General features: G+C 73.8%; 15 protein-coding genes. 3 read left to right on the forward strand and 12 right to left on the reverse strand.

The window, feature by feature from the left end; translation table 11 throughout:
• Window positions 1-92 precede the first annotated feature (92 nt).
• From V6U88_RS24195 to V6U88_RS24205, 3 genes are all read left to right on the forward strand, one after another.
• Window positions 93-1,652 carry a 3' terminal RNA ribose 2'-O-methyltransferase Hen1 gene (locus V6U88_RS24195; RefSeq protein ID WP_334456384.1) on the forward strand — a complete coding sequence of 520 codons (1,560 nt, stop codon included), beginning with the start codon at window positions 93-95 and terminating at the stop codon, window positions 1,650-1,652.
• On the forward strand, window positions 1,649-4,168 hold the full coding sequence (locus tag V6U88_RS24200) for a polynucleotide kinase-phosphatase (RefSeq protein WP_334456385.1): 2,520 nt from the start codon (window positions 1,649-1,651) through the stop codon (window positions 4,166-4,168). The genes V6U88_RS24195 and V6U88_RS24200 overlap by 4 nt, the downstream gene beginning before the upstream one ends.
• A gap of 121 nt (window positions 4,169-4,289) precedes the next feature.
• Window positions 4,290-5,168, forward strand: coding sequence for a DedA family protein (locus V6U88_RS24205; RefSeq protein WP_334456387.1), 879 nt, complete (start codon window positions 4,290-4,292; stop codon window positions 5,166-5,168).
• 176 nt (window positions 5,169-5,344) lie between these two features.
• On the opposite strand, the gene V6U88_RS24210 is transcribed toward V6U88_RS24205, so the two are convergent.
• From V6U88_RS24210 to V6U88_RS24265, 12 genes are all read right to left on the reverse strand, one after another.
• Window positions 5,345-5,722 carry an ArsR/SmtB family transcription factor gene (locus tag V6U88_RS24210; protein WP_007454255.1) on the reverse strand — a complete coding sequence of 126 codons (378 nt, stop codon included), beginning with the start codon at window positions 5,720-5,722 and terminating at the stop codon, window positions 5,345-5,347.
• A gap of 57 nt (window positions 5,723-5,779) precedes the next feature.
• Window positions 5,780-6,319: an orotate phosphoribosyltransferase gene (gene pyrE, locus V6U88_RS24215; protein ID WP_334456397.1), complete on the reverse strand. Its 540-nt coding sequence runs from the start codon at window positions 6,317-6,319 to the stop codon at window positions 5,780-5,782.
• 167 nt (window positions 6,320-6,486) lie between these two features.
• Window positions 6,487-7,299, reverse strand: coding sequence for an SDR family NAD(P)-dependent oxidoreductase (locus V6U88_RS24220; RefSeq protein ID WP_334456399.1), 813 nt, complete (start codon window positions 7,297-7,299; stop codon window positions 6,487-6,489).
• A gap of 9 nt (window positions 7,300-7,308) precedes the next feature.
• Window positions 7,309-7,944, reverse strand: coding sequence for a hypothetical protein (locus V6U88_RS24225; protein ID WP_334456401.1), 636 nt, complete (start codon window positions 7,942-7,944; stop codon window positions 7,309-7,311).
• 73 nt (window positions 7,945-8,017) lie between these two features.
• Window positions 8,018-8,914 (reverse strand): hypothetical protein, encoded by an 897-nt coding sequence (locus tag V6U88_RS24230; protein WP_334456403.1) that lies wholly within the window; start codon window positions 8,912-8,914, stop codon window positions 8,018-8,020.
• An 88-nt stretch (window positions 8,915-9,002) separates the two neighbouring features.
• Complete coding sequence (locus tag V6U88_RS24235) at window positions 9,003-10,574, reverse strand: polyamine aminopropyltransferase (RefSeq protein WP_334456405.1); 1,572 nt, start codon at window positions 10,572-10,574, stop codon at window positions 9,003-9,005.
• Complete coding sequence (locus tag V6U88_RS24240) at window positions 10,571-11,299, reverse strand: hypothetical protein (protein WP_442934686.1); 729 nt, start codon at window positions 11,297-11,299, stop codon at window positions 10,571-10,573. The genes V6U88_RS24235 and V6U88_RS24240 overlap by 4 nt, the downstream gene beginning before the upstream one ends.
• A 101-nt stretch (window positions 11,300-11,400) precedes the next feature.
• Window positions 11,401-11,823 (reverse strand): DUF350 domain-containing protein, encoded by a 423-nt coding sequence (locus V6U88_RS24245; protein WP_334456409.1) that lies wholly within the window; start codon window positions 11,821-11,823, stop codon window positions 11,401-11,403.
• A gap of 33 nt (window positions 11,824-11,856) precedes the next feature.
• Window positions 11,857-12,282: a DUF4247 domain-containing protein gene (locus tag V6U88_RS24250; protein WP_334456411.1), complete on the reverse strand. Its 426-nt coding sequence runs from the start codon at window positions 12,280-12,282 to the stop codon at window positions 11,857-11,859.
• Complete coding sequence (locus V6U88_RS24255; protein ID WP_334456413.1) at window positions 12,279-12,785, reverse strand: DUF2617 family protein; 507 nt, start codon at window positions 12,783-12,785, stop codon at window positions 12,279-12,281. Before V6U88_RS24255 ends, V6U88_RS24250 begins: the two co-directional genes overlap by 4 nt.
• Before the next feature lie 2 nt (window positions 12,786-12,787).
• Complete coding sequence (locus V6U88_RS24260) at window positions 12,788-13,417, reverse strand: DUF4178 domain-containing protein (protein ID WP_334456415.1); 630 nt, start codon at window positions 13,415-13,417, stop codon at window positions 12,788-12,790.
• A gap of 117 nt (window positions 13,418-13,534) precedes the next feature.
• Window positions 13,535-14,401 carry a hypothetical protein gene (locus V6U88_RS24265; RefSeq protein WP_334456416.1) on the reverse strand — a complete coding sequence of 289 codons (867 nt, stop codon included), beginning with the start codon at window positions 14,399-14,401 and terminating at the stop codon, window positions 13,535-13,537.
• Between the last annotated feature and the right edge of the window lie 11 nt (window positions 14,402-14,412).

Here is a 14,412-nt window from a genome sequence, read left to right on the forward strand (position 1 = left end):
CCGTCGACCAGCAGGTCGGCGGGGCATTGTCGTTCCCGATCGACGGCGAAAACGGGACGACGCAAGATCGATGTCCCTGGGACCATGAGCGCGTGCTGCTCACCCTGACCACCACTCACCGGCCGGCGACCGACCTCGGGTACCTGCTGGTCAAGCACCCTGACCGGGTGCAGTCGTTCGAGCTGCCGGCGGGCACCGCGCACGTCTTCTACCCGGAGGCGGGCGAGCAGCGGTGCACCGCCGCCCTGCTGGTCGACATCGACCCGCAGCGGCTCGGCACGGGCCGGGGTCGGGGGCGCCGGCAGGCCACCACGCCGGAGAGCTTCACCCTCGGGCAGTACGTCAACGACCGGGCGTACGCCGCGTCCAGCCTGCTCGCCTCGGCACTGTCCACCGTGTTCCGGTCGGCGCTGCGCGGCGAGTCCCGGGACCGTCCGGACCTCGCCGGCACCGCGATCCCGCTGGAGGTACGGGTGCCGGTGCTGCGCTGCCGCGGCGGCGCCGACGTCGCGGAGCGACTCTTCGCCCCGCTGGGCTGGGCGGTCACCGCCACCCCGATCCCCCTCGACGAGCAGCACCCCGACTGGGGTGACAGCCGGTACCTCGACCTCGTCCTGACCGGCACCCTCCGGGTCGCCGACGCCCTCAACCACCTGTACGTCCTGCTGCCGGTGCTCGACGACGCCAAGCACTACTGGGTGGCGCCGGACGAGATCGACAAGCTGCTCCGGGCCGGCGCCGGCTGGCTGGCCGACCACCCGGAGCGGGCCCTGATCACCCGTCGCTACCTGGCCCACCGCCGGGCGCTGGCCGGGCAGGCCCTGGCCCGGCTGACCGAGCTGCGCCTCGCCGACGAGCCGCTGCCCGACGACAGCATCGACGAGCCGGCACCGGCGGACCCCGCACCCGAAGCCGGCACCGCCGGACCCGAAGCCGCCCGGCACGAGGCAGGACCGACCGGCGTCGCCGGCAGCGGTGAGGTCGCCGGGCCGGGGCGGGCGTCGCTCGCGGTACGACGGCGCGAGGCGGTGCTCGCCGCCCTGGCGGCCAGCGGCGCGACCCGGGTGCTCGACCTGGGCTGCGGCGGCGGCGCGCTGCTCAACGCCCTGGTCGCCGACCGGCGCTACACCGAGGTGGTCGGCACCGACGTCTCCACCCACGCGCTGACGCTGGCCGCCCGCCGGCTGCGCCTGGACCGGCTGCCGGAGCGGCAGCGCGACCGGATCCGGCTCTGGCAGTCCGCCCTCACCTACCGCGACGACCGGCTGCGGGGCTACGACGCGGCGGTGCTGATGGAGGTGATCGAGCATCTCGATCCGCCCCGGCTGCCCGCGCTGGAGGACGCGGTGCTGGGCCACGCCCGGCCGGGCACCGTCGTGGTGACCACGCCCAACGCCGAGTACAACGTCCGCTACGAGGGACTGCCGGCGGGGCGGTTCCGGCACGCCGACCACCGCTTCGAGTGGACCCGCGCCGAGTTCACGGCCTGGGTCGAACGGGTGGCGGCGACGTACGGCTACACCGCGACCATCGGCGGCGTCGGCGAGGACGATCCCGAGGTGGGCGCGCCCACCCAGCTGGCCGTCCTGACCACGATCGAAAGCACCACGACCGGAAACACCACGACGGACCGGAAGGAGGCGCGCCGGTGACCACCCTCGACATCCCCGAGCTGGCCCTGGTGGCGCTGGTCGGCGTCTCCGGGTCGGGCAAGTCCACCTTCGCCCGCCGGCACTTCCTGCCCAGCCAGGTGCTCTCCTCGGACATGTTCCGGGCGATGGTCGCCGACGACGAGAACGACCAGTCCGCCTCCGCCGACGCGTTCGAGGCGCTGCACCACATCGCCGCCACCCGGCTGCGTCGGGGGCGGCTGACCGTGGTCGACGCGACCAACCTCCAGCCGCACGCCCGCGCCGGGCTGGTCCGGGTGGCCCGCGAGCACGACGTGCTGCCGGTGGCGATCGTGCTCGATGTGCCGGAGGCGCTGGCCTGGGAGCGTACGCAGGGCCGGGCCGACCGGACCTTCGGCCGGCAGGTGCTCACCCGGATGCAGCGCGACCTGCGGCGGACGTACGGGCTGCTGGCGCGGGAGGGCTTCCGCAAGGTGCACGTGCTGCGCGGCGTCGACGAGATCGAGAGCGCGCAGATCCGCTACGAGAAGCTCTTCAACGACCGGCGGGAGCTGACCGGGCCGTTCGACATCGTCGGTGACGTGCACGGCTGCCGGGAGGAGCTGGAGGCACTGCTGCTCCGGCTCGGCTGGGTGCTGCACCGCGACGACGCGGGCCGCCCGGTGGACGCGGTGCACCCGGCTGGTCGTACCGCGGTCTTCGTGGGTGACCTGGTGGACCGCGGCCCGGACTCCCCCGGCGTGCTGCGCCTGGTGATGGGCATGGTGGCGGCCGGGCACGCGATCTGCGTGCCGGGCAACCACGAGCAGAAGCTGCTGCGCAAGCTGCGCGGCCGGGACGTTCGGCTCACCCACGGCCTGGCCGAGACGATGGCGCAGCTGGAGTCGGAGTCGCCGGACTTCGTGGCGGAGGTGGCCGGCTTCGTCGACGGCCTGGTCAGCCACTTCGTGCTGGACGGCGGCCGGCTGGTGGTCGCGCACGCCGGGCTGAAGGAGGCCTACCAGGGCCGCGCGTCCGGCCGGGTCCGCGCCTTCGCGCTCTTCGGGGAGACCACCGGGGAGACCGACGAGTACGGCCTGCCGGTCCGCTACCCGTGGGCGCGCGACTACCGGGGCTCGGCCATGGTCGTCTACGGCCACACGCCCACCCCGGAGCCGGAGTGGGTCAACAACACCATCTGCATCGACACCGGCTGCGTCTTCGGCGGCCGGCTCACCGCGCTGCGCTACCCGGAGAAGGAGCTGGTGGCCGTCCCGGCGGTCAAGGAGTGGTACGCCCCGGTGCGCCCGCTGGTCAGCGCCCCGGCCCGACCGGACACGGTGCTGGACCTGGCGGACGTCACCGGTCGCCGGCACCTCCAGCACGGGTACGGGACGCTGACCGTGCCGGCGGAGAACGCCGCCGCCGCGCTGGAGGTGATGAGCCGGTTCGCGGTCGACCCGGGGCGGCTGGTCTGGCTGCCGCCGACCATGGCGCCCTGCTCGACCTCCACGGTGGAGGGCTTCCTGGAGCACCCGGCGCAGGCGTTCGAGGACTACCGGGCGGCGGGCGTGGACCGGGTGGTCTGCGAGGAGAAGCACATGGGCTCGCGGGCGGTGGTGCTGGTGGAGCGGGAGCCCACCGGTGGGCCGTTCGGCGGCGGGGTGGTGCACACCCGCACCGGCCGGCCGTTCTTCGGTGCGCCGCTCGACGAGGAGCTGCTGGCCCGGGTGCGTGCGGCGGTGACTTCCGCCGGCCTCTGGGCCGAGCTGGGCACCGACGCGCTGCTGCTCGACTGTGAGCTGCTGCCCTGGTCGGCGAAGGCGGGCGGACTGATCCGCGAGCAGTACGCCAGCGTCGGCGCGGCCGGGCGGGCGGCGCTGCCGGCGGCGCTCGCCACGCTGGACGCCGCCGCCTCCCGGGGGCTGCCGGTGGACGAGCTGCGAGAGCGGATGGCCGGCCGCCGCGCGGAGGTCGCCGGCTACTCGGCCGCCTACCGGGCGTACGTGGCGCCGACCGACGGGCTGCGCGGGGTGACCCTGGCGCCGTTCGCGGTGCTGGCGGGGGCGGGCGTGAGTTTCGCCGACCGGGACCACGGCTGGCACCTCGACCTGGCCGACCGGCTCTGCGCGGCCGACCCGGAGTTCTTCACCCGGACCCGACGGCAGGTGGTCGACCTGGCGGACGCCGCTGCGGTGTCGGCGGCCACCGACTGGTGGCTGGCGCTCACCTCGGCCGGCGGGGAGGGCATGGTGGTCAAGCCGTACGCGGGCCTGGCCGCCCGGTCGGCGCGGGGCGCGCTGCTCCAGCCGGGGATCAAGTGCCGGGGCCGGGAGTACCTGCGGATCATCTACGGCCCGGGTTACACCGCCCCGGATCAGCTCGCCGCGCTGCGCCGCCGTTCGCTGGGCCGCAAGCGGGGCCTGGCGCTGCGCGAACACGCCCTCGGCCTGGCCGCCCTCGACGCGTTCGCGGAGCACGCCCCCCTCTGGCGCCGCCACGAACTCGTCTTCGCCATCCTCGCCTGCGAGTCCGAACCGGTGGACCCCCGACTCTGACACCCCGGCCGGAGCCGCACCTTCTCGGAAAGCGTGGCTGTTTCGCGCTCCATGGCCACGCTTTCCGAGAAGTGCGCGGAGAGGCCGGGGGGTGTCGGCGCGGCGGGGTTCGGTAGCCTGTGTGGCCGTGGACACAGGTGAGAAGAGCCGGGTCGTCGTCGAGACGGTCGCGTTGAATCCGCTCGACCCCAAGGAGCTGGTGCAGACCTTCGGGCTGATCGGCGTCTGGGTCATCCTCTTCGCCGAGACCGGCCTGCTGGTCGGCTTCTTCTTCCCCGGCGACTCGCTGCTGTTCCTGGCGGGCGTCGCGGCGTCCCCGGTGGCGGACGCGATCTTCGGCGACGGCACCCGGCTCTCGCTGATCGGGCTGCTGATCGGCGGACCGATCTGCGCGATCGTCGGCGCCCAGCTCGGGCACTGGCTCGGCTCCAAGTACGGCCGGCGGATGTTCGACCGCCCCAACTCCCGCCTCTTCAAGAAGGAGTACGTGGAGAAGGCGGAGTTCTACTTCCAGAAGTTCGGCCCGGCGAAGGCCGTGGTGCTGGCCCGGTTCATCCCGATCGTGCGGACCTTCCTCAACCCGGTGGCGGGCGTGCTCGGCATGCCGGCCAAGCAGTTCTTCCTGTGGAACGTGATCGGCGCGATCCTCTGGGTCGACGGCATCCTGCTGATCGGCTACCTGCTCGCCGAGCAGATCTACAGCGCGATCGGCGAGAAGATCGACCGGTACATCCTGCCGGTGGTCGCGCTGATCATCCTGCTCTCGGTGCTGCCGATCTTCTTCGAGTTCCTGCGGGACCGGAAGGCCCGCAAGCGGGGCGAGGCCGTCGCCGTGGTCGCCGCCGCGAGCGCGGTCGGCGCGGTGGACGCGGTTCGCGACACCATCGAGCACCACCTGCACCACGACCACGTGCCCCACGACCAGCGGCAGCAGCCGTACCAGCAGCCGCAGCAGCCGCAGGGCGACCGGCGCCACCCGGACCACGGCCAGGGCCGCTGACCCTCGGACACGACGAACGGCCGGCCCCGGAAGGGACCGGCCGTTCGTGCCACCGGATGAACCAGTGGACGGATCAGCGAGCTGGCTGGTGACGGGCAGGCGCCACCACCCGATGACGCCACCCCTGGTACGTCACCGGACGTCGCCCCGGTCGGGGACGACGCGCGGACACCGGGTCAGCGGGCCTTCTTGGTGGCCCGCTTGCGCGGCGGGGTCAGCAGATCCGCGATCGTGGCGATCGCGGACGGCACCAGCCGGTAGTAGGCCCACACACCGCGCTTCTCCCGCTCCAGCAAGCCGGCCTCGGTGAGGATACGCAGGTGGTGGCTGACCGTCGGCTGCGAGAGGCCGAGGGGCGCGGTCAGGTCACAGACGCACGCCTCGCCCTCGGGGGCCGACTGGATCAGGCTGAGCAGCCGCAGCCGGGCGGGGTCGGCAAGGGCCTTGAGGACCCCCGCCAGCCGCTCGGCATCGGCACGTTCGATCGGCTCGCCGGCAAGCGGCGAGATCTGAGGCATGGTCATTTCAGCCAACGCAGTTCCCACGTATTCCATCCTTCCACCAGCAGCATCGATCCGCCTGCATATCAGCAGATCTGAATCGGCAAACTTTTACGCCACAAGGCCGAGGTCAGCCAACGTATAGGCCGCCTTGTACGGCAGTCCGGCGGCTCGCACGGCGTCCCCGGCTCCTCGATCAACAATAACCGCCACACCCACGACCTCCGCCCCGGCCTCGCGCAACGCCTCGACGGCGGTCAACACGCTGCCGCCCGTCGTCGAGGTGTCCTCCACTGCCAGTACCCGCCGGCCGGCCACCTCAGGCCCCTCGATCCGACGTTGCAGACCGTGCGCCTTCCCCGTCTTGCGGACCACGAAGGCGTCCAACGGGCGATCGGTCTCCGCCGCGACGTGCAGCATCGACAGCGCGATCGGATCCGCGCCGAGGGTCAGCCCGCCGACCGCCTCATAGTCCCAGTCCGCGGTCAGCTCGCGCATCACCCGACCGACCAGCGGTGCAGCCTGGTGATGGAGCGTGACGCGGCGCAGATCGACGTACCAGTCCGCCTCGCGGCCCGAGGAGAGCACCACCCGGCCGTGGACCACAGCCAGGTCGGAAATGAATTTACGCAGGTCGTCGCGGTGCCCCATGGCGATAGAGGGTACTGCGCGAGTCTGTACGCCGGATGTGGGGTCCACCTGGGTCAGCCTCGCGGGCGACCGACGGGTGGCGATGGACGGCTACGCTGTGCGACTGCCCGGAAAAGCCGTACCCTGCCGGCCTCCGCCGTCACCGGGACGGGCCGGGCTTCGCGGGCTCAAGCGTCGGTCGACTCGACCCGGCCCCGGCGGTCCCGGTACGCCATCCGCAGCAGCCGTCGCGGCGCGTGCCGCAGGCCGGCCACGGCCAATTTGTACTTCCAGTCCGGGACGCTGATCTGCCGGCCTTTACGCAGGTCACGCAGGGCCACGTCGACGACGTCGTCGGCCCGCAGCCACATCCAGCCCGGCGTGCCGGACATGTCGATGCCGTTGCGTTCGTGGTAGCCGGTGGCGGTGTAGCCGGGGCAGAGCGCCATCACCCGTACGCCGAGCGGCCGCACGGACAGGTCGACGGACTCGCTGAAACTCGTCACCCACGCCTTGCTCGCCGGGTACGTCGAACCGGGCATCACCGGGCCGAAACCCGCAACGGAAGAGACATTTATCACTGCCCCGTTCCGTCGATCCGTCATCGGACCCAGGGCGGCGAGGGTGAGCCGCATGACCGCGTGCACGTTGAGCCGCAGCAACCGCGCCTCGTCGGCGACGGTGGACCGCAGGAAGGGCTGGTTGAGGCTGAGCCCGGCGTTGTTGACCAGCAGCTCGACCGGGGCGTCGGCGTCGGTCAGCCGCCGTTCCACGGCCGCGCATCCGTCGTCGGTGGACAGATCGGCCGGGAGCGTCTCCACCCGGTGACCGTGCCGGGCGGTCAGCTCGGCGGCCACCTCGTCGAGCCGGGCGGCGTCCCGGGCCACCAGCACCAGCTCGCAGCCGTCGGCGGCGAGCCGGCGGGCGAACGACTCACCGATGCCGGCCGTGGCGCCGGTGACCAGCGCCCGTCGCGGGGTGGCCGGGGGAACGGAGGTCACGGGCGCTCCTCAGCGGGACGGCGGCGGAGCCTGCGGGGGCGGATAGGGGCCGTACGGCGGCGGCGTCGGGGCCGGCGTCGGCCGGGACCGGCCGAACCAGCCGTTCGCCGCGGGCAGCGCCAGCAGCACGGCCACCACAAGGTAGCCGAGCGACTGGCCCACCGAAAGGGCCGCGTTCAGCGGGATCCACCACGACGGGTAGGCGTCGCCGAGCAGGCCCAGCACCTCGGCGGTGGTCTGCTCGTCGGTCCGCAGCGGGCCGGCCCGCTGACCCACCAGGGCGGCCAGGGCGCCGCAGCCGCAGAGCAGTCCCAGCCCGGCGACCACCCAGGTCGCCACCCGGGCACCCCGGCGGCCGGCGAGCAGCCCGGCGGCGAGACCGATCAGCAGCAGGCCGACCAGGACGGTGAGCACCGCCGAGAGGATGGTGGTGACCCGGAGCAGCGTGACCACGCCGTCGACGTCGTCGCGGCCCGCGCCGGTGGCGGCGGCGGCCGACCGGAGCCGGTCCACCGTGCCGCCGCCCAGCGCGAGCAGCGCCGCGACGGCGTACGCCCCGGCGGCGAGGGCCATCAGTCCGAGCAGCGCCGCGGCCAGCGTGACGGCGGCGGGCCGGCGCGCCGGCGCCTGATCCGGGTACGACACGACGATTCCCTCCGGTAGGCGTCGGCTTGCAACCTACTCGGAGGGAATCGTCGGCGTCGCTCGTACTCGCCCGTCAGCTGCCGGTCGGGCGGGTCGGGTCGGACGGCGGGCCGCCCTCACCCGGCCGGTCCTGCCCCTGCCCACCGGGCTCCGACGGGCCGGCCGGCGGTGCGGCGGGCGCGTCCGGGGACGGTGCCGACGGCGGCTGCCACGGCGAGGCGGCCGGGGGCTGGTCCGGCGCGGCCGGGTAGCCGGGGGCCGGCGGGTAGCCGGGCTGGCCGGGGGCCGACGGCTGACCCGGCTGCGCGGGCGGGTACCCCGCCTGCGGGTAGCCGGGAGCCGGGTAGCTCGGCTGACCGGGGTAGGCGGCCCCGGGAACCGGCGGCTCCCACGCCTGCTGCGGCTTGCGGAAGAACTCGTTCGCCTTGGGCAGGGCCAGCAGGATCAGCGCGGCCAGCAGGGCGAGCAGGGACACCACCGCGAGCAGCAGGGTCACCGGGCCGTACCAGGACGGCAGGGCCTCCTCCAGCCGGCGCTGCACCTCCTCGCCGCTGGGCATGTCCCCGTCGGTCGTCCCGCCGCCACCCGCGGCGAATCCTCCGGCGGCGTTGCTGAGCGTGCCGATGCCGCAGCAGCAGAACATCAGGCCGCCGAGGATCCAGGTGGTGATCCGGGTGCCGTTCACACCCCTGTTGTTGAACACGCCGAGCACGGCGAGCACGATCGCCAGCAGCAGCCCGACGATGGCGCCACCCACGGTGAACGCGATGGCGAAGTCCGCCACGCCCTGCACCCCGTTGGCGGAGGTACCGCGGTAGGCCTCGTCCAGCACCTTGCGGGTGGTGCCGATGGTGGCGAGCGCGATGATCAGGTTGATCACCTGGATGAGCGCGAACAGAATCAGCAGATAGCTGGAAATCGTCACGACGGCCGGTCGGACGCGGGCCGGTGTGTGCTGGGAATCGACCATGATTTCTCCTTCCCCTAGATCGCGCCCACACCGTATCCATATCGGCCCAACTGTGCGCGCACCACGCAGCGGCGGCCGGACGGCGGGGTCAGTAGCCGCGCCACTCCGCGCGGGCGTACTCCAGCACCTTCGGCTGCAGCAGTGTGGAGGCCGGAACGTCGAGGCGGGCCCGGTCGGCCGGGAAGGCGGCCGCGGCCCGCAGCACCGACGGGTCGAGGAAGCGCAGCGGCGGCGCGTCCGCCGGCAGCTCCAGCGCCGGCGGGGTGGCCCCCGGCGCGGCGAGCAGGAAGCCCCAGTCGCCGAAGGAGGGCACGTCCACGTGGTACGGCACGGTGGCGAAGCCGGCCGCGCGTACCGACGCCTCGATCGACCAGTACGACCGGGGCGCGAAGTACGGCGACCCGGACTGCACCACCAGCCGGCCGCCCTCGGCGAGCGCCGAGCGGATCAGCGCGTAGAACTCGACGGTGTAGAGCTTCGCGGTGGCGGTCTCGTCCGGGTCGGGCAGGTCGGCCACCACCACGTCGAACCGGTCCGTGGCGGTACGCAGCCAGCCGAAGGCGTCGGTGTTGACCACCCGCACCCGGGGGTCGGTGAACGCGTCGCCGTTGAGCCGGCGCAGCTGCGGCTCGGCGCGGGCCAGCGCCACCACCGCCGGGTCGAGGTCGACCACGGTCACCCGGCGGACGTCGGGGTAGCGCAGGATCTCCCGGACGGCGAGCCCGTCGCCGGCGCCGAGCACCAGCACCTCGCCGCGCGGGCCGCGCATGGCCGGATGCACCAGGGCCTCGTGGTAGCGGTACTCGTCGACCGAGCTGAACTGCAGGTCGCCGTTGAGGTAGAGGCGCAGGTCGGCGGCGGCGTGCCCGACCCCCCGCACCGACCGGGTGAGCACGATCTCCTGGTAGCGGCTGCGCTCGGCGTGCACCACCGGGTCCCGGTAGAGCTGCTGCCGGGCGGTCAGCTCGAAGTCGGCGGCGGTGATCCAGGCGTAGGACAGGCAGAGGGCGACCACGACGGAGCCGGCGGCGAGCGCGACCCGGGCCCGGCGGCTCAGCTCCGCGCGGAAGACCGTGCAGACCAGCGCGACCCCGGCCACCGCGTTCACCGCGCCGACCACCAGTGCGCCCTTGAGCTGGCCGAAGAGCGGCATCAGCAGGAACGGGAAGGCCAGCCCGCCGAGCAGCGCCCCGACGTAGTCGGCGGCGAACAGGTCGGCCACCGCGCTGCCGGCGGACTGCTCGCGGATGCGTTGCAGCATCACCATCAGCAGCGGGATCTCCGCGCCGATCAGCAGGCCGAGCACGAACGCGGTGCCGACCAGCGCCGGACCGTAGAGGTCCAGCCAGGCGAAGGCGGCGTAGAGGCCGAGCACGGAGAGGCCGCCGAGCAGCGCCAGGGTCAGCTCGATCACCGCGAACGCGGCGGCGGCCCGGGACTGCAACGGCTTCGCGACGAGCGCGCCGACGCCCATCGCGAAGACCATCACGCCGAGCACGATCGACGCCTGCCCGACCGCGTCACCGATCAGGTAGCTGCCGAGCGCGACCAGGGCCAGCTCGTAGACCAGGCCGCAGGCCGCGCAGACGAAGACCGCGAGCAGGACTCCCGCCCGGGCCGCCCGCCAGCGCGCTGGGGCGGCCGGCGCGTCGGTGGTCACGCCCTGTCCGGGGTACGCCGTGCCGCCGCGTCCGCCCCGGCGCGCTGCGCGGACCCGACTTCCCGGCGCTGCCGGCGGCGCTGCACCAGCCCGACGGTCACCAGCAGCACGGTGACCAGGAGCAGTCCGCCGGCGGCGAGCAGGTAGCCCCAGCGGTCCCGCCACAGGTCACTGCCCCCGGCGGGCAGCGGCGACGGGTCGGCCCCGGCGGCGGGGGTGGCGGCCGGCTCCACCAGTCCCGCTTCGACCGCGAGCAGCGGCAGCATCACCGCGGCCCGGGTCGTCGCCCAGCCCGGGTCGTCGATGAAGGCCGCGTCGGTGAGCCCGAGCCGCGCCAGGCCGTTCTCGATCCGCAGCAGCTGGGCGGAGGAGACGTCGGCGGAGCCCGTCACGTCGACGTAGGCGCTGTCGTTGCTGTCGCTGCTCTCCGCCGGGTAGTAGATCCTGGCCGTCACCTGCAGCCAGCGCGGGCAGCCCGGGTTGTCCTCGACCGACACCCCGTCGCCGAGGTTGGAGCCCACGCTGAGGGGGTCGCCGTGGTCGAAGTAGTCGTTCAGCGCCCAGCCGTAGCAGACCCCCTGGCTGGCCGTGGAGCGCTGGAGGATCGGCACGGTGTCGCCGCGTTCCTGTGCCGTCGGCGGGGGCACGATGTCGGACCCGTCGTCGCCGTTGACGATCGACCCGATGGTGCAGGCGGCGACAGTGCCCAGCAGGCCCACCCAGATCAGGGCCTGCTTCCACACCGGAATCTCCGCGCTCTTCGCTGGGCTCTTCGCGCCGGTGGTCGCCGAGCGCCCGGCGGCGCCCGGCCGCTTCGCGGCGGCCATCAGCTGATCGCGGCGGCGATGATCGCGCCGGTGGCGAGGTGGACGACTGCGGAGACCCAGACCGCGGGGTGCGGCTCCGGGTCGACCAGGATCTCGCCGAGCCGGCCCGGGGTCGCCGCGTCGAGCAGCAGGAACGCCCCGGCCATGATGACCAGGCCGAGGAGCCCGTACGCGGCGGCGCCGACCAGGCCCAGGACGAAGTCGTCGGCGCTGGCGGCAATCGCAGCCACCACGATGGTGCCGACGCCGGCGAGGTTCGAGGCGAGCAGCAGCGCGGCGTTGCGGTTGCGCTCGGTCCAGATCAGCGCGTGGAGCTTGCCGGGGGTGGCCACGTCGACCAGGACGTAACCGACGGCCATCAGGACGACGCCGACCACGCCGTAGGCGAGCGTGACCAGCAGATCGGTGACCAGGGTCTGCACAGGGACTCCAGGGGTGTCGTCGTTCGGGTCGGGCTACTTGCCGCTGCCGGGGCCGCCACCCCGGACGGTGCTGCCCCGGCCCCAGCCCCAGTGGCTGCCCACGGTGGAGTGGTAGCGGGGGTAGGCGGTGCGGAGGCGTTCGAGGAGGATCACCGAGCCGGTGGCGATCGGCAGGATCACCACCGAGTCGTCGTCGTAACGCAGGTAGACGCCGCTGCCGTCGACGTACTGGTCGGCCGGCTGCCAGGCCTCGGTCACGTCCTGCGCCACCTGGCTCGGGGTCTTGTCCGAGGTGTACGCGATCGCCTCGCCGCCGATGTCCCGGCTGGTCGCCCGGGTGTAGCGGTCCTCGACGTAACCGCGGGGCGAGAAGTTGCCGTAGAAGATCGCGAAGGCGGCGACCAGTGCGCCGATGACCGCGAAGGCTACTCCCACCACGAACCAGCGCCGGTACGTCATCGCAGTGCCACCACCGTCTCGGTCAGGACCAGCTCGTTGGTCTGGGGGTACGCGTGCCAGGTGCGCCAGCCGACCGACCCGTCCGGCGGGTCGGGGCGGACGGCCAGCGCGGTGACCGCGTCCGGGTCGCCGGGGAAAACCCCGACCAGCGCGTACGGGTCGTCGGTCAGCTCGGCGCGGAGCGCGGTGACGCGGGCGCGCAGCTCACCGGCGGGCGGCCGGAGCACCGTGGCGGTGAACCGGTAGCCGTTCGGTTCGTCGTGCAGCGTGCCGGGCAGGTGCGGTGGCCGACCCGGCAGGCAGGCCACCGTCTCGGTGAGCGCGCCGGTCGGGGTGGGCAGGACGACCTGGTGCGAGGCGCCGAGCAGGCGCAGCCGCACCCGGATGCCGCCGGGCAGGTCGACCTCGCGCACGGCCAGGGCCGGCAGCTCCGGGTCACCCAGGGCCAGGCCGAGGTCGGCGGCGCTGGTGTCGACGTACGGGGTGTCGATGCTGACCAGCACGCTCAGGCCACCTGTTCCGGGCCGGCCTGCGGGTAGATCATCACCTCGGAGCGGAGCAGCAGCTCGCCCACCGCCACCTCCCAGCCGGCCTCCCCGTACGCCTCGAAGGCGAGCCGGGCCCCGCCCTGCGCCCGGTAGTCGTGGTAGCGGACGGTGCCGGTCGGGTCGAGGCCGGTGGTGCCGGTGGCCGAGTACCGGGCCTGCCCGGACTCCTCCCACGAGTAGCGGCGGCCGGCGAAGTCGAGGGTGGGCGCACCCGGCGTGACGGTGGCACCCGGTTCGGCGGTCCAGAGGACCAGCTCCACGTCCGGGTCCTCCTCGACGGAGAGCCAGCGCTTGGCCCCACCGGCGTCGTCGAGCAGGTGCTCTGCCCAGCTCCAGGCGCCCTCGACCAGGTGCACCGAGCCGCGGATCGCGTACGACACCTGCCGGATCTCGACGAGGTCGCCGGGCTTGAGCGTGCGCGGGTCACCCCGGAGCGCGTCCGCGTCGGTGTCCCGGAACGGGTCGCCCGGTGCCGCCGGCCTCGGCTTCCGTCGCTGCCGGGCGAGGGCGACCAGGGCGATCACCACCCCGGCGACCCCGACCAGGCACCCCACCGCCGCCACCAGGTACGCCACCGACCCGTCCACCGCGACCGCCTCCCCACGTGTCGGCCGAGACGGTAACAACCACGCGCACCTGGGGAAACAAGTCCACTGATGGGTGATCGGCCAGTGACTCAGCGTCCGCGCGCTCCGGTCCCGAGGTCAGCTCGGCGACGACTGCCCGGCGTCCGGCGCGGGCGGCGGCGAGACGGGAGTCGCCGGGGTCGGCGGCGCGACGGGATCCGGCTCCGGCGGCGCGGCGGCCGGCTGTGGCGACGCGGCGGCCGGCTGCGGTGGCAGCCCGTGGGCGCGCGGGTCGGGGCAGAGCATGTAGCCGGGCGGCAGCAGGAAGGCCGGCGGGTAGGGCTGGTGCAGCGGCAGCCGGGGGGCGTCGGGGGTGGCGGCGCGGGGCACGAACCAGCGGTGCACCGGCGGCAGCACCAGCAGCACCACCGCGGCGGCGGTCAGGCCGAGGACCAGCGTCGCTCCCACCCCGCCGACGGCGAAGAACACGTCTCCCGCCGGATCGGGCCCGGTGCCGTAGAGCGTCTCCAGGAACCTGGACTCCTCCGGCAGGAACTCGGCCGGGACCTCCTCGGACTCCCACTCCTCCTCCGGGCCGCCGAAGGCGAAGAGGAAGGGGATGAACAGGAACGCGAGGCCGCCCTGTGCGCAGCAGACCAGCGCCTGCAGGCCGCCGGCCACGAAGACCAGGATCCGGGCGACGTTGCTGCCCCGACGCACGCCACGCGCGGTCAGGGCGAGCCAGGCGGCGAGCAGCAGCGCGGACACGCCGACCACACAGGACATCACGATGTTGCCGACCCGTTCGCCGGAGACCTCCTCCGGGTCGGCGTCGGGCACCAGCCGGGCCGCGCGGTCGATCTCACCGTTCCACTCGACCGCGTGCCAGAGCACCAGGCCGACGAGGGCGAGCAGCACGACGGCGGCGGCGATCTGCAGCCAGCCGGCGACCGTGACGGCGGTGGGACGGGGTGGGCGTGCCGGCGCGGCGGCGTCGTGCGTCATGCGGGGAAGCT

Source organism: Micromonospora sp. CPCC 205739 (assembly GCF_036906795.1).
Taxonomy (GTDB): Bacteria; Actinomycetota; Actinomycetes; order Mycobacteriales; family Micromonosporaceae; genus Micromonospora.

Bases quoted from the DNA above. Each gene is read 5' to 3' on its own strand.
- V6U88_RS24265 (WP_334456416.1), bottom strand. From the start codon at position 14,401: ATGACGCACGACGCCGCCGCGCCGGCACGCCCACCCCGTCCCACCGCC.
- V6U88_RS24230 (WP_334456403.1), bottom strand. From the start codon at position 8,914: ATGGTCGATTCCCAGCACACACCGGCCCGCGTCCGACCGGCCGTCGTG.
- pyrE (WP_334456397.1), bottom strand. From the start codon at position 6,319: ATGGGGCACCGCGACGACCTGCGTAAATTCATTTCCGACCTGGCTGTG.
- V6U88_RS24210 (WP_007454255.1), bottom strand. From the start codon at position 5,722: ATGGAATACGTGGGAACTGCGTTGGCTGAAATGACCATGCCTCAGATC.
- V6U88_RS24250 (WP_334456411.1), bottom strand. From the start codon at position 12,282: ATGACGTACCGGCGCTGGTTCGTGGTGGGAGTAGCCTTCGCGGTCATC.